Annotated in this window: 15 protein-coding genes and 1 pseudogene; 7 read left to right on the forward strand and 9 right to left on the reverse strand. The window is 36.6% G+C overall.

Translation table 11 applies throughout. The features are described 5' to 3' along the window. Window position 1: 1 nt before the first annotated feature. From ACB088_RS06675 to ACB088_RS06690, 4 genes are read right to left on the reverse strand one after another with little or no spacing between them, the layout of a single operon-like run. Window positions 2-1,573 carry an ABC transporter substrate-binding protein gene (locus ACB088_RS06675; RefSeq protein WP_375038410.1) on the reverse strand — a complete coding sequence of 524 codons (1,572 nt, stop codon included), beginning with the start codon at window positions 1,571-1,573 and terminating at the stop codon, window positions 2-4. A gap of 10 nt (window positions 1,574-1,583) precedes the next feature. After that, the gene (locus ACB088_RS06680) at window positions 1,584-2,777 is read right to left on the reverse strand and encodes an LLM class flavin-dependent oxidoreductase (RefSeq protein WP_375038411.1); all 1,194 of its coding nucleotides are present in this window, start codon (window positions 2,775-2,777) and stop codon (window positions 1,584-1,586) included. Between the two features lie 33 nt (window positions 2,778-2,810). Next, window positions 2,811-3,521: a class II aldolase/adducin family protein gene (locus tag ACB088_RS06685; RefSeq protein WP_375038412.1), complete on the reverse strand. Its 711-nt coding sequence runs from the start codon at window positions 3,519-3,521 to the stop codon at window positions 2,811-2,813. 13 nt (window positions 3,522-3,534) lie between these two features. Continuing rightward, complete coding sequence (locus tag ACB088_RS06690; protein ID WP_375038413.1) at window positions 3,535-4,593, reverse strand: ABC transporter substrate-binding protein; 1,059 nt, start codon at window positions 4,591-4,593, stop codon at window positions 3,535-3,537. Between the two features lie 1,025 nt (window positions 4,594-5,618). Here ACB088_RS06690 and ACB088_RS06695 point away from each other — a divergent pair. From ACB088_RS06695 to ACB088_RS06720, 6 genes are all read left to right on the forward strand, one after another. Further along, a complete protein-coding gene (locus ACB088_RS06695; RefSeq protein WP_045432360.1) occupies window positions 5,619-5,909 on the forward strand; it encodes a hypothetical protein in 291 nt (96 codons plus the stop codon). A 492-nt stretch (window positions 5,910-6,401) separates the two neighbouring features. Beyond that, window positions 6,402-6,935, forward strand: a complete 534-nt coding sequence (locus ACB088_RS06700) for a fimbrial protein (RefSeq protein ID WP_000731817.1) — start codon at window positions 6,402-6,404, stop codon at window positions 6,933-6,935. An 86-nt stretch (window positions 6,936-7,021) separates the two neighbouring features. Further along, complete coding sequence (locus tag ACB088_RS06705; RefSeq protein WP_375038414.1) at window positions 7,022-7,756, forward strand: molecular chaperone; 735 nt, start codon at window positions 7,022-7,024, stop codon at window positions 7,754-7,756. 58 nt (window positions 7,757-7,814) lie between these two features. Then, entirely contained in the window at window positions 7,815-10,373 is a 2,559-nt protein-coding gene (locus tag ACB088_RS06710; RefSeq protein WP_375038415.1) for a fimbria/pilus outer membrane usher protein, read from the forward strand. After that, window positions 10,370-11,380 (forward strand): fimbrial protein, encoded by a 1,011-nt coding sequence (locus ACB088_RS06715; protein WP_375038416.1) that lies wholly within the window; start codon window positions 10,370-10,372, stop codon window positions 11,378-11,380. The genes ACB088_RS06710 and ACB088_RS06715 overlap by 4 nt, the downstream gene beginning before the upstream one ends. A 112-nt stretch (window positions 11,381-11,492) precedes the next feature. Continuing rightward, a complete protein-coding gene (locus ACB088_RS06720) occupies window positions 11,493-12,464 on the forward strand; it encodes a DUF4882 family protein (protein ID WP_375038417.1) in 972 nt (323 codons plus the stop codon). A 58-nt stretch (window positions 12,465-12,522) separates the two neighbouring features. On the opposite strand, the gene ACB088_RS06725 is transcribed toward ACB088_RS06720, so the two are convergent. Beyond that, window positions 12,523-13,632, reverse strand: coding sequence for an S-(hydroxymethyl)glutathione dehydrogenase/class III alcohol dehydrogenase (locus ACB088_RS06725; protein ID WP_003651772.1), 1,110 nt, complete (start codon window positions 13,630-13,632; stop codon window positions 12,523-12,525). 229 nt (window positions 13,633-13,861) lie between these two features. Then, entirely contained in the window at window positions 13,862-15,733 is a 1,872-nt protein-coding gene (locus ACB088_RS06730; RefSeq protein ID WP_375038418.1) for a phage capsid protein, read from the reverse strand. Between the two features lie 183 nt (window positions 15,734-15,916). Here ACB088_RS06730 and ACB088_RS06735 point away from each other — a divergent pair, with 183 nt between their 5' ends. Further along, complete coding sequence (locus tag ACB088_RS06735; RefSeq protein ID WP_375038419.1) at window positions 15,917-17,074, forward strand: catalase family protein; 1,158 nt, start codon at window positions 15,917-15,919, stop codon at window positions 17,072-17,074. A gap of 61 nt (window positions 17,075-17,135) precedes the next feature. On the opposite strand, the gene ACB088_RS06740 is transcribed toward ACB088_RS06735, so the two are convergent. The 3 genes and pseudogenes from ACB088_RS06740 to ACB088_RS06750 all read right to left on the reverse strand — a co-directional run bounded on the left by ACB088_RS06740 (window position 17,136) and on the right by ACB088_RS06750 (window position 18,874). Further along, complete coding sequence (locus ACB088_RS06740) at window positions 17,136-17,444, reverse strand: hypothetical protein (RefSeq protein WP_375038420.1); 309 nt, start codon at window positions 17,442-17,444, stop codon at window positions 17,136-17,138. A 347-nt stretch (window positions 17,445-17,791) separates the two neighbouring features. Further along, complete coding sequence (locus ACB088_RS06745) at window positions 17,792-18,247, reverse strand: hypothetical protein (RefSeq protein ID WP_375038421.1); 456 nt, start codon at window positions 18,245-18,247, stop codon at window positions 17,792-17,794. Window positions 18,248-18,440: 193 nt separating this feature from the next. After that, window positions 18,441-18,874: pseudogene (locus ACB088_RS06750) on the reverse strand (GFA family protein). Window positions 18,875-18,914 lie beyond the last annotated feature (40 nt).

Raw genomic sequence — 18,914 nt, forward strand, 5'->3', positions numbered from 1 at the left:
GTTACCCTCTACGCCAAAATTCATCTGTACGCCATGCAGCAAAGCCTGTGCGATCAGGCGTTACACCACCAATTTGGCTCGAATGTGCATCGAGTACATTATTAAAGCCCCAAATGAGTAAACCACCTTGCTCATGCTGAATATGCTGTGCTTCATGAACAAGAACTTTTCGTTTTTCCAAATCGGGTTGTTGCAATGCCGCATGCACTAGTTCGGTAAAGCGCTCATTCTTAAAACGAGTTTTATTATTTGCCGCACCCGGCCCATCAATTTGCAAGACTGTTAATAAGAAAGGACGCGAAACGTTCGAACCGGTACTAAATGCCCAATCTTGTTTTACAGCATCAGCAAAGGTAGCAGCCTCAACCTGTTTAACATTAACGATGACTCCAGCCTGAGCAGCATGCTGAGCAAAAACCAATGCCGCATTGCTATCTGGGCCTGTATATAAATCGATAGTTAAATTGTTATTAAAACCAGCTTCTTTGAGTAAAGCTTTAGCTTTATTTAAATCTTGCTTGTGCTGAGCAATGCTATGGTCATATACAGGATCACTAAATGAATAAAGGTCATTTGCAACCCGCCCTTGTCTAGCTAAAGCGCGTTTCACCAAATCGTCTCTATTAGCAATCAATCGAAAAGCTTGTCGCACTCGTGGGTCATTGAACGGTGCTTTAGACGTATTCATATCAAATGATTGCCAAGCATCGGTTTCCGATGAAACCAGATTTAGTCGTTTATTGGCTTGAATTAAAGCAATATGCTCAGCACTTACACCAGACGCAATATCAATTTGACCTGATTGCAATGCAGCAAGACGCCCTGTCTGATCTTTAAAATCAATGATTTCTATTGCATCTGCATAAGGTTGATTTTCTTTCCAGTAATTTTCGAAACGAACAAAACGTGAACGCTGACCCGGTGTAAAACTTTCAAGCTTAAAGGGTCCAGCCCCTACGACATTTTTAACTGGGTCATAATCTGTAGGAACAATGCCACCCCAGCTCATCCATGCTTCTGGTAAAGCAACCAATCCTTTCCCTTGAGTAAAAGGAATTTCAACGGTGTATTCATCGCGCTTTTTAATTGCATCTCGTTGCAAAGAATAAAGATAGGCTGCAAATGGAGAAGCGAGCTTGGGGTCAGTTAACCGGCGTAAGGAGAAAATAACATCATCGGCTGTAATGGTTTTACCGTGGTGAAATTCGAGTCCTTTTTTTAGGCGAATGGTCCATTTCGTTCCGTCATTATTCGGTTCAGCAAATTCAGCAAGTGCGAGTTTTGGCTGAATATCTCTGCCCCATTCCCATAATTTTGCATACAGAGGCCAACCTCTGAACGCACTGGACATACCAATAGGTTTATGTGCATCTAAATTGCCAGCTTGATTACCATTGATCACCCCAATTTTGATAACACCACCCTTTTTCGGCGTATTATTTTGGGTTGTACCAGCAGTAGCACTCTCAGACGATGAGTCTGGTTTAGAGCACCCGATAAGGCTAATTGCAGCAAAAGCGCCAACACCTAATCCAGTCTGTTTAATCAGTTCTCTACGTGTAATCTTATTCATGCCTTCTCCCTTAAACCACGACTTCTTGATTCAAAAGGGAATCAATGGATGAATTTTTATTGAGCTTAGGTAACTCAAAACCATGATCGAGTTCCAATAATGGGAACAATAAATCTGCTACCCGATAGGCTTCCCCAATTAAAGGGAAACCAGACAAGATAAAGGCTGATACGCCATAGTTTTCGTATTCCTTAATTCGTTTGGCAATATTTTCAGCACTACCGACCAAGGCAGTACCCGCAGCTGGGTTTAAAATATCGAAACCAAATAAAGATGGCCCAGTCCAAATATTAGGATAAATTTCAAAATCTTTAGCTTGAGGTAACACACCTCGACGTAATTGTTCTAAATTTTTTTGAATAGATGGATTGTTACTTTGATAACTCTCAAAACTTTCATTTGGAGGAAGCGGTCGTTTAACAGCTTCGATTGCATAATTTACATCAATCTTGTCAAGTAACGACTGAGCATATTGCCAAGCTTCTTCTTCTGTTTCCCGAACAATAATTTGTAATCGAGTGCCAAATTCTAAAGTTCGGCCAATTTTTGCTGCCTCAGCCGCAACCTTGCTAAACTTTTCTCCAAGTAATGGTGGCGTATTAGCAAAACTTAAATACACATCTAGTAATTCAACAGAGTGCTGAACACCTTTGGCAGAAGTTCCTGCTCCCCACAAAGGAACACCCTGTTTTTGAGTGGGCCCATGCCATTTTGACATTGGAGATCCACCTTCTAAGCGTGGGGCAATTTGAATAAACTCCCCTTCAAACCCAGATGTATCACCTACATAGTTTTGCTGAAATGCAGTCCAATATTCTTTACTAAAGTCATAACGCTCATCATGAGTATAGTGAATACCTAAAGCTGCCAAACCCTTATCATTTCCATTGACGACATTAAATATCAAACGCCCTTTAGAAAACGCATCAAAAGTTTGAGCATACTTTGCCAAAACTGCTGGCTGGACTTCTCCAGGATGTTGGGCAACCAGAAACTTTAAACGTTCAGTAAATGGGATTAAACTTGCAGCAACAGCAAGTGTTTCATACTCACTAGTACCCATGAGTGAACCGTAAAAGCCAAGTCGATCTGCGGTAATCGCAATCTGTTGCAAGTGTTCATAATCGGTATCCCACCGCCCAGATTCCAACCAAGGATATGGTCCATCTGGAGAAGTGAGATACCATAAAAGTTTTACAGCCATAATATTCTCGATCTTTATTTTTTAAATCTTTATCTAATTCAGAGGAAGTAAGCCCAGCGATTTTGCTTTTTCAGTCAATCCGCTCATTTTCCATTGCTGATGTAAAACCCCTTGCCCGTATTCTCGGCTGCCACCGACTAATTCAGCCAACAGCTGAATTTGAGCACCTTCTTCAAGCAATAAAATAAATTCAGCAGTTTCCTGTAGCCCTTGGCGTCCCCATACAGTCGCTCCGCCATTGGCTTCTAAGATGGCCCGATACTCAATATCAATTTTGAGTTGATCTAAAATGAAATCGACTTCTGCCTGACGGCGGTCAATGTAAATCGGCAACTCTTTAAATAAATGGAAACGCTGCACAGGTACATAACGAATCGGTAAAGTACGATGGGTTTGAGCCCAAGCGCCTAAATTCGGCGCGTGTACATGAGATATTGTGGTGACATCTGCATGTTCTTTAAAAAGCTTGTTATAGCGCCCACCCGCATTTTTCCTCCCCAATAAAACTTCACCATCAATTGTCTCCACAAGCACTTTGCTTTTTTTATCTTTAGACCACGGCCCTGCATAGTTAAAAGTAATTAAGGTATTTTCCGGCCCACGTTCTACAAAATTAACCGTTCCATTTGCTGTGATTGTTCCTGTTTCACGGAATACTTCAAAAGCAAATTCAGCTTTTTCTCGGTTCAATTCGATAAAGGCATTCAGTTCGTGAGACAGCGGGGTTTGAATAAGTGTTGTCATGATCAAATCCTCTTTAAAAATTTTTATTTTGACGGCGTTTTAAAACTTCGAGCAAAGGACGATGATCAACCCATGTTTCAATATCGACATCGCGCTCTAAGAAACCATGCAACCAAAGAAAATCTTTTTGTTGTTTTAAAAGCTCTAAACGCTCTTCACTTAATGAGGGATGTAAAGACTTATGAAAATTATTTCGGTAGGCTGTCGCAACACTCTCTGCCCCTGCAATGGTTTCATCTTCGAGAATCACCAACACTTCATCTAAATGATCTTGTGCCCAATCCGCCGTATCAAATAGCTCTTCAAGAAAATCGACCACGACATCAAAATGATCTTTTAATAAATCTTCATGGACTGTGATTGGACGAGGTGTTCCGTTATTAACACGAGAAGTCACATCTTCAAATTTATCTAAATCAATCCCAACTTTAAGGCCGCGTTTAGTTGCAGCTTCAACAGCAGATGCTCCTTTTACATACACAGCATCAACTTCACCTGTAATTAATGCGTCAAGACCTGACCAATATGTACTCGCATCACGATTCTCTTTAGGCCCTGCACGTTCAGGTACTTCAATAAAATTCACATCTCTGAAAGTGAGATTGGCAAGTTGTAAAGCACCACGAATACCTTGCAATGACATGGCTCTAAAAATACTACCAGCACGTTTGTCGGCATATTCTGGTAAAGCCACTTTCACATTTTTTAGGTGTTCTGGCTGGCTAATGTTTGAATCAGGTCGAACAATAATGACTTGCCACTCATCAATCCAAGTCAATCCAATGAGTCGGCTTGGTGCACCTTCGGAACGAGCAGCTAATGCAGGTACATTTCCACCTTCTCTGAACAGCGCGGGTAATTGATGATCAAAATGATGAACCGATAAACCCTTACGCGCATCTTGCAATACAGCAACATCAATGCCGTGCTTTTCAAATTTTTTAACCAGAGTGCCGCGCTTTAAGGAAATACCTGTTGCTGTGGGTACAGGACATCGAGTAACCCAAATTTCAGACAGGATGTTTTTTACAAATTCTTTAGAATTTTCTTTTTTATCTACTACAAGTGACATACGGATTCCTTAGGATAATTCCACTTTCATCAGTCACATTGAGCAGCTTTTATGCCAATTTAATTTGTTTTTTATTTTCAATAACTTATTTAAAAATATTTGAGTTGGAAATGTTTATATTTCATCATTTTTCAATGCCAGTGTTGTTTTATCAACACTTACCTCCGACAGATACAACTTACAAAATGCAGAATAATGCAATCAGCCACCCTAGAACTGGTTCTGTTTGAAAGTTGAGTATTTATTGCTGGAGTAGAGCTGATTCTAGAAATGGTACGTACAACGTTAAATGTTGTAGATAATGCTCTAGTTGCTTTCTTAAGATATTTTTTTATCTAGAATAAAGTTTTTAGCATTCAAATAAGATTTATAAAACTCAATTAAAAGATAATTTTCATCAAGTCTAAATATTACTATGTTTTCTCTAATTCATATTTCTACTTTATATAATTTGAACTTGAAAAGATCGTACACGTTTAAATTGTAGCAAAAACTTTTAAAAAGTTTGAAAAACCAAAATTATCTTTTGTGCCTCAATATATTTAAAATATGTGATGAATTTCAACTTATTGATGGTGTGATAATTGTATTTAATAAATAAAGTGAATTTATTTTTTAATTTATAAATAAAAAGTTAAATAAATCACATTTTAAATAAAATTAGTATCTTTTTTCTCTGTAATTATTTTGCAATATAAATACTAAAATCACAAAAATAAATTACATATTTATTAAATGTTTAATTATATATTATTAATTCTTTTAATTTTATTCTGTTCCGTGTTTGAGTTTTATATCATAAATATCAATAATTTGAATTGAAATAAATAATTTTTAAAGTGTTATAATTATTATGTTTCTTAATATGTTTTTAAAATTCTAACTATTACATTATTTAAAACAGTTAATGTGATTTTCGTCACGTCAAAATTAATATTTTTTCTTCATTTAAACTTAATGATTGTTTTTAAATTAAAAATATTGTATCAAATAGATATAAACTATTTTATAAATAGGCATATAAAATGAAAAATAATATATTTAAACTTCTTATTCTGATGGTGCTTTCCACTTCCCCATTATTTTGTTATGCAAATAACACAATAATGATAAGAGGAAATATTGTTGAAGATACATGTTCAACAGAACATAGCGAGATAGAATGTGTTGAGGTAAATAATTTAAATATTAAACTTGATAGTGAATATTTAAACAAAAGTAGTCTTTCTAACTTAGCTCAACATACTGAGAAAATGGACACAAGCATTGAAAGCATAGGTTCTAATCACAAAGTCGTGGTTATCAACTATCATTAACTTATTAGGCATAGTATTTGATGCTATTCCTACAATAAGCATGATTAAAGAGTGATTTGTCGAACTCATCGCACATTTTGATGATTTAAAGGATGAGTCACTCTTTTTTATAAAAAAATGACTATTTGTATGTTTTCTCTATATACATGTGCATAATTTATTCTATATAATTGTATTGTAAGAATTTAAGCTTCTTTTTCACATAAATTGTTCAGTTGTTTCCTGTTTACATAGTGTTCTTATGTAACTTACTTTTTTCTGTAGTATCTCTTTTTTATAAAATAAAAAAACTTTGATAAACAGCTATATAAGCTGTGATTGTTCGCTATGCATCCCAAATATAAAGTGTGATTTAATTAAAATTATGAAAAAATAATGTGATGTGGTTTGCATTTTGTTTAAGAAGTGTTAATATCGCCGCATTACTTTTCAAGATGTCAAACACTGGAAAAGTAAGGAATAAACTTTTATCCAGACTTTTGAGAAAACACTATGAAAAAACTTGCTTTGATTGCTGCTCTTTCAGTTGTAGGAATTGCGAATGCTCAAGCTGCTGATGGTACAATTACAATTAATGGTTTAGTTACAGACAAAACTTGTGACATCGTTACCCCAGCTGGTAAAGACTTCACAGTTACTCTTCCAACTGTTTCTAAACAAACTTTAGCTGTTGCTGGGGATGTTGCTGGTCGTACTCCTTTCCAAATCAAATTAGCTAACTGTTCTGAAGGTAAAGTAGCTACTTACTTCGAACCAGGTGCAAATGTTGACTTTAATACTGGTCGTTTACTTAACAAAGACGCTACTGGTGCTAAAAACGTTAACGTTCAACTTTTAGGTAGCAACAACAACTTCATCCCAGTTCTTGCTGCTGGTGCAAACGGTGCTCAAGCTAACTCTCAATGGGTTGACGTAGCTGCAGCTGGTAGCGCTGACCTTAACTACTATGCTGAATACTATGCAACTGGTGCTTCTACAGCTGGTAAAGTAAATACTTCTGTTCAATACACAATTATCTATCAATAATTAATTGATAGTGGGGTTTCTATGTCCGCATAGAAACCCTCTTTTTGTGGCGCTTTCCCGAATCTTTCTTGGTTGAGAATTCTGAAATGAAATTGAACAGTTATAATTTTTTGTTAGGTTTAGCATTTGCTTCAACAGTTGTAGCACCTGCTACTCAAGCAGAAATTGTAATCCATGGCACTCGTGTAATTTATCCGTCGGATGCTAGAGAAGTTACGCTACAAGTTAGCAATAACGGTTCAAAACCAGCTCTTGTTCAAGCTTGGCTTGATGAAGGCGACTCAAAAAGCACTCCGGATCAATCAAAAGTTCCTTTTATGATTGCTCCCCCTATTTCTCGTGTTGAAGCTACAAAAAGTCAGACTCTTCGTATTACTGCTTTACCAACTGCTTCTCAGTTAAATCAGAAGCAAGAAACGGTTTTGTGGTTAAATGTTTTGGATATTCCTCCAAGACCAACTTCAAAAACTGAAAATACGACGCCTGATAATTTTCTGCAACTGGCAATTCGTTCGCGCATTAAATTCTTCTATCGTCCAGCTTCAATTAAAGATGATGCGAATTTAGCAGCTGATAAGCTTCAATGGGTTAAATCTGGTCAAAATTTAACGGTAAAAAATCCTACCCCTTTTCATATCACGCTGACTTCTGTTTACCAAAAGGCAGGTGATAAAAAAGTTGATTTATTACCTCAAGGTTTAATGATTAAACCTTTTTCTGAAGAATCTGTTCAGCTTAAGAATGGCAATCTTCAAGATATGAGTTTTATGAATGTCAATGACTATGGTGGTCGAATCGAACACCAAATAAAACTTCAGTAATCAGATTTATCTTTTTAATAAATTTAAGCACCTATTATGTGAGTAGGCGGACTTAGCTATGCCAAAAAAAAGGCAAGAATCTTATAAATTATTAAAACGCCATATTTGTTACTACTTGGCTTCTGGTGTTGTCACAATGACAATGCCTGTATTCGTGCACGCTGAAGAAACAGTCGCGAGTGCTCCTGTAGAAGCTGAATTTGATTCTGCTTTTTTAATTGGTGATGCTCAAAAAGTTGATATTTCTCGTTTTAAATACGGTAATCCTGTTTTACCAGGTGAATATAATGTTGACGTTTATGTAAATGGCCAATGGTTTGGCAAACGTCGTATGTTTTTTAAAGCATTAGAATCAAATAAAAATGCTGTAACCTGCTTTACGGGAAATACTCTTGCTGAATATGGTGTAAAACAAGAGATTTTAGCGCAGCATGCTCCTCTTCAAAAAGAAAATAGTAGTTGTTATAAAATTGAAGAGTGGGTTGAAAATGCATTTTATGAGTTTGATAACTCTCGTTTACGTGTAGATATCTCGATTCCACAAGTTGCTTTGCAAAAAAATGCGCAAGGCTATGTCGACCCAAGTTTATGGGATCGTGGGATTAATGCTGCTTTTCTATCTTATAACGGCAGTGCTTACAAAACATTTACCCAGTCTAATGATCAAAGCGAAACAACAAACGCATTTATGGGTGTGACTGCTGGACTAAATTTAGGTGGTTGGCAATTACGTCATAATGGCCAATGGCAATGGCAAGATACCCCTGCTGAAAATCAATCTAAGTCAAGCTACGAAGAAACAAGTACTTACTTACAGCGAGCATTCCCGAAATATCGTGGTGTTTTAACACTTGGGGATAGCTTTACAAACGGCGAAGTATTTGACTCATATGGTTATCGTGGTATCGATTTCTCAAGTGATGATCGAATGTTGCCAAATAGTATGTTGGGTTATGCTCCGCGTATTCGTGGTAATGCTAAAACCAATGCAAAAATTGAAGTTCGTCAACAAGGCCAACTTATCTATCAAACAACGGTAGCACCAGGTAACTTTGAAATTAATGACCTTTACCCTACTGGTTTTGGTGGTGAAATTGAAGTTACTGTTATCGAAGCAAATGGTGAAATACAGAAATTTGCTGTGCCTTACGCATCTGTTGTGCAGATGTTACGCCCTGGCATGAACCGTTATTCTTTAACTGTAGGTCAGTTCCGCGATTCAGACATTGATCTCGATCCTTGGGTTGTTCAAGGTAAATACCAGCAAGGTATTAATAACTACCTAACAGGTTATACGGGCATACAAGCTACAGAAAATTATGCTGCTGTATTGTTGGGTGCTGCTTTTGCTACGCCAATTGGTGCGATTGCACTTGACGTTACACATTCTGAAGCTGAGTTTGAAAAACAGTCTTCACAATCGGGGCAAAGTTTCCGTTTAAGTTATAGCAAGTTGATCACTCCGACCAACACAAACTTAACGCTAGCAGCTTATCGTTACTCAACAGAAAACTTCTACAAATTACGTGATGCTCTACTGATCCGTGATTTTGAAGAAAAAGGTATTAATACCTACTCTGCTGGTCGTCAACGTAGCGAGTTCCAAATTACCCTAAACCAAGGGTTACCTGAAGGTTGGGGTAACTTCTATGTAGTGGGTTCGTGGGTTGACTATTGGAACCGTAGCGAAAGTACTAAACAATATCAGCTTGGTTATAGTAATAATTTCCATGGCTTAACTTACGGTTTATCTGCAATTAACCGCAAAGTTGAGTACGGCTCAACGAATCAAACACACGATACTGAATATTTAATGACATTATCGTTCCCGATTGATTTTAAAAAGAATTCGGTTAACGTTAATGTTACTGCTTCTGAAGACAGCCGTACTGTTGGTGCAAGTGGAATGGTTGGAGATCGCTTTAGTTACGGCGCTTCAATGTCGCATCAGGACTATGCAAATCCATCATTTAACGTAAATGGTCGTTATCGTACTAACTATACAACTGTTGGCGGTTCTTATAGTGTGGCTGATTCTTACCAACAAGCGATGGTTAGCTTAACAGGTAGTGTGGTTGCGCATTCAGAAGGTATTTTATTTGGACCTGAGCAAGGCCAAACGATGGTACTTGTGCATGCACCAGAGGCTGCTGGAGCAAAAGTTAATAATGCGGTTGGTTTAAGCGTGAATAAGGCAGGTTATGCGGTAGTTCCTTATGTTACTCCGTACCGTCTTAATGACATTACCCTTGACCCACAAGAGATGTCGAGCGAAGTAGAACTTGAAGAAACAAGTCAACGTATTGCACCTTTTGCTGGCGCAATTGCTAAAGTAGATTTTGCGACTAAAACTGGTTATGCAGTTTACATTAATAGTAAAACTGTAGATGGCAACAATTTACCTTTTGCAGCTCAAGTCTTTAATCAGAAAGATGAAGCTGTTGGTATTGTTGCACAAGGTAGTATGATTTACTTACGTACCCCACTTGCTCAAGATCGTCTCTATGTGAAATGGGGTGATGAAAGTAACGAGCGTTGTTCGGTTGAGTACAACATCAGTAATCAGTTGCAAAATAAGCAACAAAGCATGGTAATGACTGAGGCTGTCTGCAAATGAAAAGAATATTATTAACAGGTGCTCTATTTACTGCTGGTCTTGGCGTTTATGGCGAGGCTAATGCTGCGTGCTATATAGTTAATTATGAAGCAAATGATGTGCTAATGGCTGTGGGGCGTGTTGTTGTGCGCCCTAGTGATCAAGTCGGTGCCATTTTAAGAAAAGCGACTTTTCCTATTACTCGGACTAGAACACAAGCTAATAATTGTGATAGCCGCGATGTAGCCGTTGCGGAATTAACTCAAGCTTATCCACTAAGTTCTTTGGGTAATAGCATCTATACCACGAATATTCCGGGTATTGGTATTCGCCTATATCGTGAAGCTGAAAATAATACGAATTTTTCTGGTTATTACCCTTATCAACGTGGTGGAATCTCAGGTAATCGTTTCTTGGGAGATGGCTATTTTGTGGTGGAAATCATTAAAATTGCCCCGCAAACAGGTTCTGGGACCTTAGTACCAGGCAGATATAGTAGTTATTATATCCGTGGTTTTCCAAATCAACCTTTCTTAACAAGTACTGTTAATGCTAATGCGATTACCATTGCGTCATCTTCGTGTGAAATTCAAGGTAACATCAATAAAGTTGTACAGCTGCCGACAGTTGCAAAAGCTGGGTTTAAGGGCGTTGGTTCAACTCAAGGCGAACAAACCTTTGATATGAACATTCTATGTAATGGTGGTATTAACCCTACTGGTTATGTAGAGAAAAACCTGATTAGCTTAACTTACGACTTTACACAAGACGGCACAAATAATCAGGTACTGGCAAATACTGCTGCCGCATCTGAAAAAGCAAATGGTGTGGGCGTGCAGCTACTCTGGAATTACCAAAATAAAAATCAGGTCATTAAAAAAGGTGACAAATTAGCCTTAGGTACATTGTCTTCTAATCAGACACTTCAATATAACGTACCGATGACTGCCCGCTATTATCAAACAGCAGCAAATGTGACTGCTGGTAAAGTACGTGCAATGGCTACTGTAACTATTGAATATGATTAATCATATTCAATAGTTTATAAACCTAATAATTTCAAATATTTAAAAATTAATAATAAGTTTTACTTTATCAATATTTTCTCAAAATTTAATACTTAACGCGATAGGAATATTTATGAAAAAAATAGGCATAGTTGCCGTTAGCGCTATTACATTATGTTGGGCAATGTATGAAGTATCTTCTGACAATACAAGTACCGTATCGCGTAATGAATCTAGCCAAAAAGTAACATCTAAAAACTTTTCATCAACTACAAAGAATGAAAAAATAGCACCTCATATGTTGTTAGCTCAAACTAATTCTCTTAATTCTGCGCCAGTCTGCCAATACAATTTTGATGCGACTCAAGAAGATTATGATCTTTGGAATAATGAGCACACTGACTATTTGCCAATGAAAATATTTCCATTGATAAATGGTCAAAAATTTGGTTTTAAAGTGGAGCCTAGGCCAGAAAGCGAGTATGGCGATTTAGATTATGTAGCTACAAGTAAAGCTGGTCTTAATTCGACTAATGACATTGGAGATATAACTATACCTCATACAGGTATTATTGCATTTGAAATGGAGCATAAGATTCCAGTATCAGCTCTTGGAAACTCATCAATTGGAAATTCTACTTATTACTCCTCTAGCATTGCATTTAGTGGCATAACAAATAATGGTTATACAGTTAGATCTAATTATTGGTTTGATATGGGGAGTTATGATCCCGATTTTGGTGAGAATCCTGCTAGATTAAGCTATTCAGTAGCTTACCGACTTAGTGATAATAGCGGCCCTGACAATCCATATTATAAAGGGCAAAACATGACAAATAATGCAAATGGATACCAAAGATTAGGTATATATATTAATCAGAACACTAAACAGGTTGGCTTTATTTTAAATGGTGTTGATCAAGGCTATCAATCTACTTTGCCTGCCCCACTTGAGAATATACGCTTTTCTGCCTCAAGTGGTATATCAATATATTCTAATCAATTATTTGGACAAGAATTGTCTAATGAACTCATTACTGACCGTAATGCGCTACAGTTTAGTTACCCTCAGGGTACAACTGACATGTGTGGTAATGCAATTTAAGATATAAAAAACTATAAGCCATAAAAAAGGGCTGAATCACAGCCCTTTTTTCTTTCATTTAAAAATGAATAACAGTACGAATTGATTTACCTTCATGCATTAAATCAAAAGCAGTATTGATGTCTTGCAAAGGCATCGTATGCGTTACAAAAGGCTCAAGTTGAATTTCACCTTTCATCGCATCTTCGACCATTTTTGGAAGTTGTGAGCGGCCTTTTACGCCACCAAAAGCAGTACCTAACCATTTACGGCCTGTAACCAACTGGAATGGACGAGTCGAAATTTCTTGACCTGCACCAGCAACACCAATAATAACGGATTGTCCCCAACCACGATGTGCACACTCTAAAGCAGAACGCATAACATTGACGTTACCAATACATTCAAATGAATGATCTACGCCCCAGCCTGTCATTTCTACAATAACTTGCTGAATTGGTTTATCGTAATCTTTAGGGTTTAAGAAATCTGTAGCACCAAACTGCTTAGCAAGTTCAAATTTATCTGGGTTTGTGTCTACCACAATAATTTGTCCTGCTTTGGCTTGACGTGCACCTTGTACAACAGCCAAACCTATACCGCCTAGGCCAAATACGGCAACAGAGTCACCTTCTTGTACTTTTGCAGTGTTATGCACGGCGCCAATACCCGTAGTCACACCACATCCAAGTAAACAAACTTGTTCATGATTCGCTTCAGGATTGATTTTAGCTAAAGAGACTTCTGCAACTACTGTATATTCACTAAATGTTGAACAACCCATGTAGTGATAAATCGGTTCACCATTATAAGAAAAACGTGTGGTTCCATCTGGCATTACACCTTTACCTTGGGTGGCACGTACTGCAACGCACAAGTTAGTTTTTCCAGATTTACAAAATAAGCATTCTTTACATTCAGCGGTATAAAGCGGAATCACGTGATCACCTGGTTGAACACTTGTTACGCCCTCACCCACTTCAACTACAACACCTGCTCCTTCATGTCCTAAGATGGCAGGGAAAACACCTTCTGGGTCATCGCCGGATAATGTAAAAGCATCGGTATGACATACCCCTGTATGGGTAATTTTTATTAAAACTTCACCCGCTTGAGGTGGTGCAACATCAACTTCAACAATTTCTAAAGGTTTTCCTGGGGCAAAGGCGACAGCTGCACGAGATTTCATCTTTGGGTTTCCTTTAAATCATTCGGTATTTATAGTCGAGCAAAATAGATTATGTAACAGTAATACAAGAGATTAATTTTGCTTAAATTAAAATTGGCTTTCATGACAATCCATCACAGCATAGCCAGTCAGGTACGTCTAAGCAAGCCTATGTTTCAAAAAGAAGAAAACCTCTTACTTGAAGAGGTTTCTTATCAAATCACTTATCTTATAAACGGTTTATGTTTACTTATAGGTAAATATTTGGTGGATATGGTGTGTTATCACTAATTGGCGAATAAAGCGTATTTTCAACAAAGAAGCCATTTGGGGCTTGAGTGGTATCGATCGTAATCGAATCAAACATGACTTGTGGATATGCCCAGATAAATTGCTTCATTAAACCCAGAGAAACATTGTTTTTCATATCACCAAAAATTCGTTGCCAGATCGGTGTTCGATAAGGTTTGGTTTTATCAAAGCCATAAATATAGGCAATAGATGCATCAGGAACGAATCCTGATAAATAAATGACCTTATTTGCAGGATAGCCCAAACCTTGTATAGGTATTTGAGAAACTGCCTGATGTGCCAAGTCTAAGCGAGCTTCTAATAGCCAATCATAAGCTTCTGTCATCATGTAATCAAAATTAGGATATGAATAGTGCGTGCTTGGATAGTTAATATAAGTTGCTAGTGTCTGAATTGGCGATTGAATCGAAGGAAAGAAAATAAGTGGGCTAACTTTGGCTGTTGAATATTTTGCTTTGATAACGGTACGAATATTTTGACAGGTTTGTCCTAATTTATTTCTAAGCCATGTTTTAAACTCATCATAAGGAGTTCCTGTTTTATTCATGGCCTCATAAATTGTACCTAAATCTGGTGCATATAAACCTGTATCTGCATTAAAAGCCAGTTTTGTTGGATAGTCATACACACAAGGTAGATTCGTGTCAGTGTTGTACCACCACCAAGGTTCACCAATCTGCATGTTTACGTCACATCCCCCGACAACCATTGCATCTGCAAACTCAATAAAGACTTTATGTAGATATGCCAAAGCATTTTGGTCACTTAAACTAAAAAAATAACTCGGTGGTTGGTAGCCTGTTTTACCCAAATTACTATTCCAGTCACGCTGTGCCCAATACTCATTGGCCCCCAAGGAATACATTTCAAAGCTGACCCCAAAGATGGGCTGCATATTGGCGCTATGTAAAGCCTGAGCATATTTCTCATGCCATTTACGGGTACATGAGTTAACAACCGCCTCGCCCGTCACCAAAGTATCAGGTATTTGCCATTTATTAATATCGCTTTTCCATTTCATTTCAGGATAATGCGACATTCCACAATAATGGTTAACCAAACCTTGATATCCCAAAGTGACCATATTGTTGACGAGGCGCTGCGGGTTTAAATCGTAATGGTCGTCATAGCTGGTACAGATACCATAATTGTGCTGAGGTACAACAACACGGCTCAAATTTAACTTCGCATTTGTTCCTATAACAACTGAGTTGGTTAGTCGAATGTAACCATCTTGGGGCTGACTTAAAGGTGTAGTTGATTGGCCATTATATTGACTGGTAAAACCAGAAAATGAAATTCGCTGAATATTGGTAACGGGAAAGCTATCTGTCGCAGAAAAACCAGCTTTCACCGTATCCCAATTAATATGGATATGCGCTGTACGAGATGAAGGATTATTTGCGTAGTTAAACAAGACAACATATGCAATTTTATCTATGCCATTCTCATTATAGTACACTGTTAAAGTCGGCGTTAAACTTGCATTGTTAAGCACAGGCATAGAAGCCGACAATTCAATATCGAAGTCCCAAATTACCCCTGCATAGCTATATTTGGTTTCATAAGCTAAAAATTTATGATCTTTAGAGTCATAAGAATCCCACGTAATTCCTACCAAGTCGTTTGCCATGCGCGACCTAAAAGATGCTTCAAAACCATTTCCATAATTAGTAATGGCAAAAGACATCGTTTGCGGGCCGTCTATTCTCCAATAAATAGGGCTAAATCGATCAATAAGTGTATTTTGAGTGATTGGATGAGGTGATGAATTAGAATTATTTTGCACATTTTGTCGATTAGTTATCATGTCTTCATTCTCTTAATGTATTAAGAAGTTTTATATTAAATAATAATTCTTATTTTATTGTTCAGATAAGTAACAATGACGTTTAAATTATTTACAGTTAATATTTTTTATAAAGCTCAAAATAAACTTAAACAAGAACTCTTAATATTATCCTAAAATATTTTTGCCCTAAGGAGATAATAAATGTCAAATTTTATGCAGCCTATAAATTTTAGGGTGTTGTTTGTATTTACTCCTCTTGTATTTGCACTAACAGGTTGTAGTGATGCTTTACGTACCCAAACAACTATACCAATAAAGATATCTTCAGAAAGTATCGCTTATCCAGAAGTTGATACCGTTTTAGGGGAAAAGCTACAGCCTAATGAGGAAGTGTTAGCCCAGAACATAGCTCAAGTCATTGAAAAGTCAATTCGTGAACAATATACGGCGGGAAATGCTTTACGTGATGCGCATCCTAAAGCACATGGGTGTGTTCGAGCTGAATTTCATGTCTCAAAAAATATACCTGCTCAGTTCGCTAAAGGCGTTTTTATACCAGACCAAAGTTATCAAGCATGGATTCGCTTTTCCAATGCTTCTAATGACGCTTCTAGTGCTGACATTGACAAAGATGCACGTGGCATAGCGATAAAACTTTTAGGTGTATCTGGAGAGAAAATTTTAGAAAGTGAAAAGCAAGCAACTACCCAAGATTTTATTATGATTAATCACCCTGTCTTTTTTGCGAATGATGCTAAACGATATCTTTCTTTTATAAATGATGTGAATAGCCATAATATGATTAGAAAACTTCATATTCCATTTGCCTTAGGTTTTAAAGGAACAATGAATGCACTCGGAGCACGTAATTCACAAATCGTAAACCCACTCTATGCGCGTTACTGGTCTATGGTTCCCTATCATTTAGGCCTGGGTAATGATCGACAAGCGGTTAAATATTCGGTACGTGCTTGCTCAGTGACAGCAAATAATCTACCTAAAAATCCTAGTCATGATTTTTTAAGAGAGGCTTTAAAAAATACTTTACAGCAAACAGATGCCTGCATGGAGTTCCTTATTCAGCCCCGAACTTCAAGTCAAATGTTAGTAGAAGACTCGATGACAGAATGGGATGAGAAAGCAGCTCCTTTTTATCAAGTAGCGACTATTCATATTCCAAAGCAGAATTTTGATACGCCTGAGCAAAATAAGTTTTGTGAAGATCTATCTTTTACACCGTGGCATGCCCTACCTGCACATAAGCCACTAGGTGCAGTAAACCGAATGCGTAAAGTCATTTATGAAAATATAAGCAGGGTTCGACATGATATGAATTCAGCGCCTAGACAAGAACCTTAAATATATCATCCTTCTCGGTTTAATATTTAAGTCATCTTGTCTTACTAGGAGCAACTTTTTTTTACTTAATGATTTCTTTACTGGTGTCTATGGTGATTCGATCAATGAAATCTGCCAGCCATAAAATAAAGTCATCTTCATTTTTATGTTTTGGAATCAAGCTCATATCTACTCTAATGAGTAATTCAATTTGCACACTAACAATAGCACCTTCGAAGTTCACAAAGTTATATAAAAATTTTAATTCTGTACCAGCAATCGCTTTTTCAATTTCTATAATTAAATTATTTAAGTCTTTAAAGTAATTGCTTGAATGTTTGTTTTTAATATTTTTATTAATTTTTTCTGCTAATAATAAGTATTTTGGCATTTTTATCTCCTTATTAATTATTTATAAAATATAAGTATAAAATTGTAGTTGTAAAAATAAATTTATAATTTTTATTAAGATTGTTGCTGTTTTTTAATTTTAATTGATAAATTATGAATATCACAACTATTTATTGTTTTAATAATGTGATCTGGTTTTAATTTTATTTCGATTAAATTGGTAGGTATTTTAACAGTAGCTAAAAATTTATATTTAATAAACTCTATATTTTTAAAATATTAAACATTTTAAAAATCACTATTAAAAAACCGCCCCAGAAGGCGGTTGCTGAATTTACAGCGATATATAGAAGTGTAGTGGACGATCACTTCTATATTTTTTTAAACTTATTTTTCTTCTTTTATAATTTTAGTAAAGGCATCTGACTTGAAATAATTAATAATCATCTCTCCATCATCACCTGTAGATGAGGACACTTTAGGAGGTTCTTCATAGCTAAACTTAAAATCTGGAGGGATAAATTGTGAGATCGGGGGAAGCTTGGCCTCTCCTCCTGTTGTAATTCTTTCAATAAAACCTGCGAGCCAAAGAATATATTCATCTTTATTTTTATGGTTGGGCATGAGGCTCACATCCAACTTAATCGCACACTCTTCTAACGGCTTGGTTAAGCACTCATCAAAATCTATAAAATTATATTTAAGTTTAAACTTGGTTCCTTTAATTTCCTTACGAATTACACCAACCAAATGATTTAAGGTCTCTGCTGAGCTTTCTGAAAATAAATTTTTGTCCTCAATCTTTTTGTACACATTCTCAGCGATGATTAAATATTGTGGCATCTCTATTTTCTCCCTTTTATTGTCGAGCTACTCACTCAGCCTTTTAAGGAAGTATGATAGATATTATGTTTTCCAATGTAATTGTTATGCTTCTAATTGTAATTAATGTTTTTTTGTGAAAAACGTAAGCATAACCATCCGTAAAAATTAAAGATAACGCAAACTAAATCTCATTTTTATAGGAAAATTTATTCTAATCAAAAAATATGTTTAGCTCATCTAAACTTGGAAGCTGGTTATAAGATTCATCTGCCTCTATTGTGTTCGCCCAGTTTGACTTTGAAAACACGCAAAAATTAAGTTTTTTAGCACAACAATGTCTTGATCTAATAAGCCTAATGGTATCCACATAAAATGTGTATTTCCAACTAGGTTGGGTACTGGCGATCCACATTTACTACAAAATGAAGATGTGAAACCTGTTCTCTTTTTATAAGTACGAATAAGTTCTAAACCTGATAACCATTTAAATTTGTCTTTGCCGACCAAAGTGGCCGCATTTGATCCCGTTCCCGATTGCTTTCGGCAGAGACTACAGTGGCAGTGATAGATAGTCTCTATCTCGTTAGTAATTGAAAATTTGACTTCATGACATAGACAAGAACCCACATGACTCATCTCGAGCATCCTTAAAAAATAATATTGAATATAGCATTAGGTTTAAAAC

This window comes from Acinetobacter sp. RW6 (assembly GCF_041956835.1).
In the GTDB taxonomy this organism is placed as follows: Bacteria; Pseudomonadota; Gammaproteobacteria; order Pseudomonadales; family Moraxellaceae; genus Acinetobacter; species Acinetobacter calcoaceticus.

What these genes read in the sequence shown, in the direction of transcription:
- ACB088_RS06690 (WP_375038413.1), bottom strand. Translation starts at nt 4,593, where the DNA reads ATGTCACTTGTAGTAGATAAAAAAGAAAATTCTAAAGAATTTGTAAAA.
- ACB088_RS06740 (WP_375038420.1), bottom strand. Translation starts at nt 17,444, where the DNA reads ATGCCAAAATACTTATTATTAGCAGAAAAAATTAATAAAAATATTAAA.
- ACB088_RS06680 (WP_375038411.1), bottom strand. Translation starts at nt 2,777, where the DNA reads ATGGCTGTAAAACTTTTATGGTATCTCACTTCTCCAGATGGACCATAT.
- ACB088_RS06685 (WP_375038412.1), bottom strand. Translation starts at nt 3,521, where the DNA reads ATGACAACACTTATTCAAACCCCGCTGTCTCACGAACTGAATGCCTTT.
- ACB088_RS06710 (WP_375038415.1), top strand. Translation starts at nt 7,815, where the DNA reads ATGCCAAAAAAAAGGCAAGAATCTTATAAATTATTAAAACGCCATATT.
- ACB088_RS06715 (WP_375038416.1), top strand. Translation starts at nt 10,370, where the DNA reads ATGAAAAGAATATTATTAACAGGTGCTCTATTTACTGCTGGTCTTGGC.
- ACB088_RS06700 (WP_000731817.1), top strand. Translation starts at nt 6,402, where the DNA reads ATGAAAAAACTTGCTTTGATTGCTGCTCTTTCAGTTGTAGGAATTGCG.
- ACB088_RS06720 (WP_375038417.1), top strand. Translation starts at nt 11,493, where the DNA reads ATGAAAAAAATAGGCATAGTTGCCGTTAGCGCTATTACATTATGTTGG.
- ACB088_RS06745 (WP_375038421.1), bottom strand. Translation starts at nt 18,247, where the DNA reads ATGCCACAATATTTAATCATCGCTGAGAATGTGTACAAAAAGATTGAG.
- ACB088_RS06735 (WP_375038419.1), top strand. Translation starts at nt 15,917, where the DNA reads ATGTCAAATTTTATGCAGCCTATAAATTTTAGGGTGTTGTTTGTATTT.
- ACB088_RS06695 (WP_045432360.1), top strand. Translation starts at nt 5,619, where the DNA reads ATGAAAAATAATATATTTAAACTTCTTATTCTGATGGTGCTTTCCACT.
- ACB088_RS06675 (WP_375038410.1), bottom strand. Translation starts at nt 1,573, where the DNA reads ATGAATAAGATTACACGTAGAGAACTGATTAAACAGACTGGATTAGGT.
- ACB088_RS06730 (WP_375038418.1), bottom strand. Translation starts at nt 15,733, where the DNA reads ATGATAACTAATCGACAAAATGTGCAAAATAATTCTAATTCATCACCT.
- ACB088_RS06725 (WP_003651772.1), bottom strand. Translation starts at nt 13,632, where the DNA reads ATGAAATCTCGTGCAGCTGTCGCCTTTGCCCCAGGAAAACCTTTAGAA.
- ACB088_RS06705 (WP_375038414.1), top strand. Translation starts at nt 7,022, where the DNA reads ATGAAATTGAACAGTTATAATTTTTTGTTAGGTTTAGCATTTGCTTCA.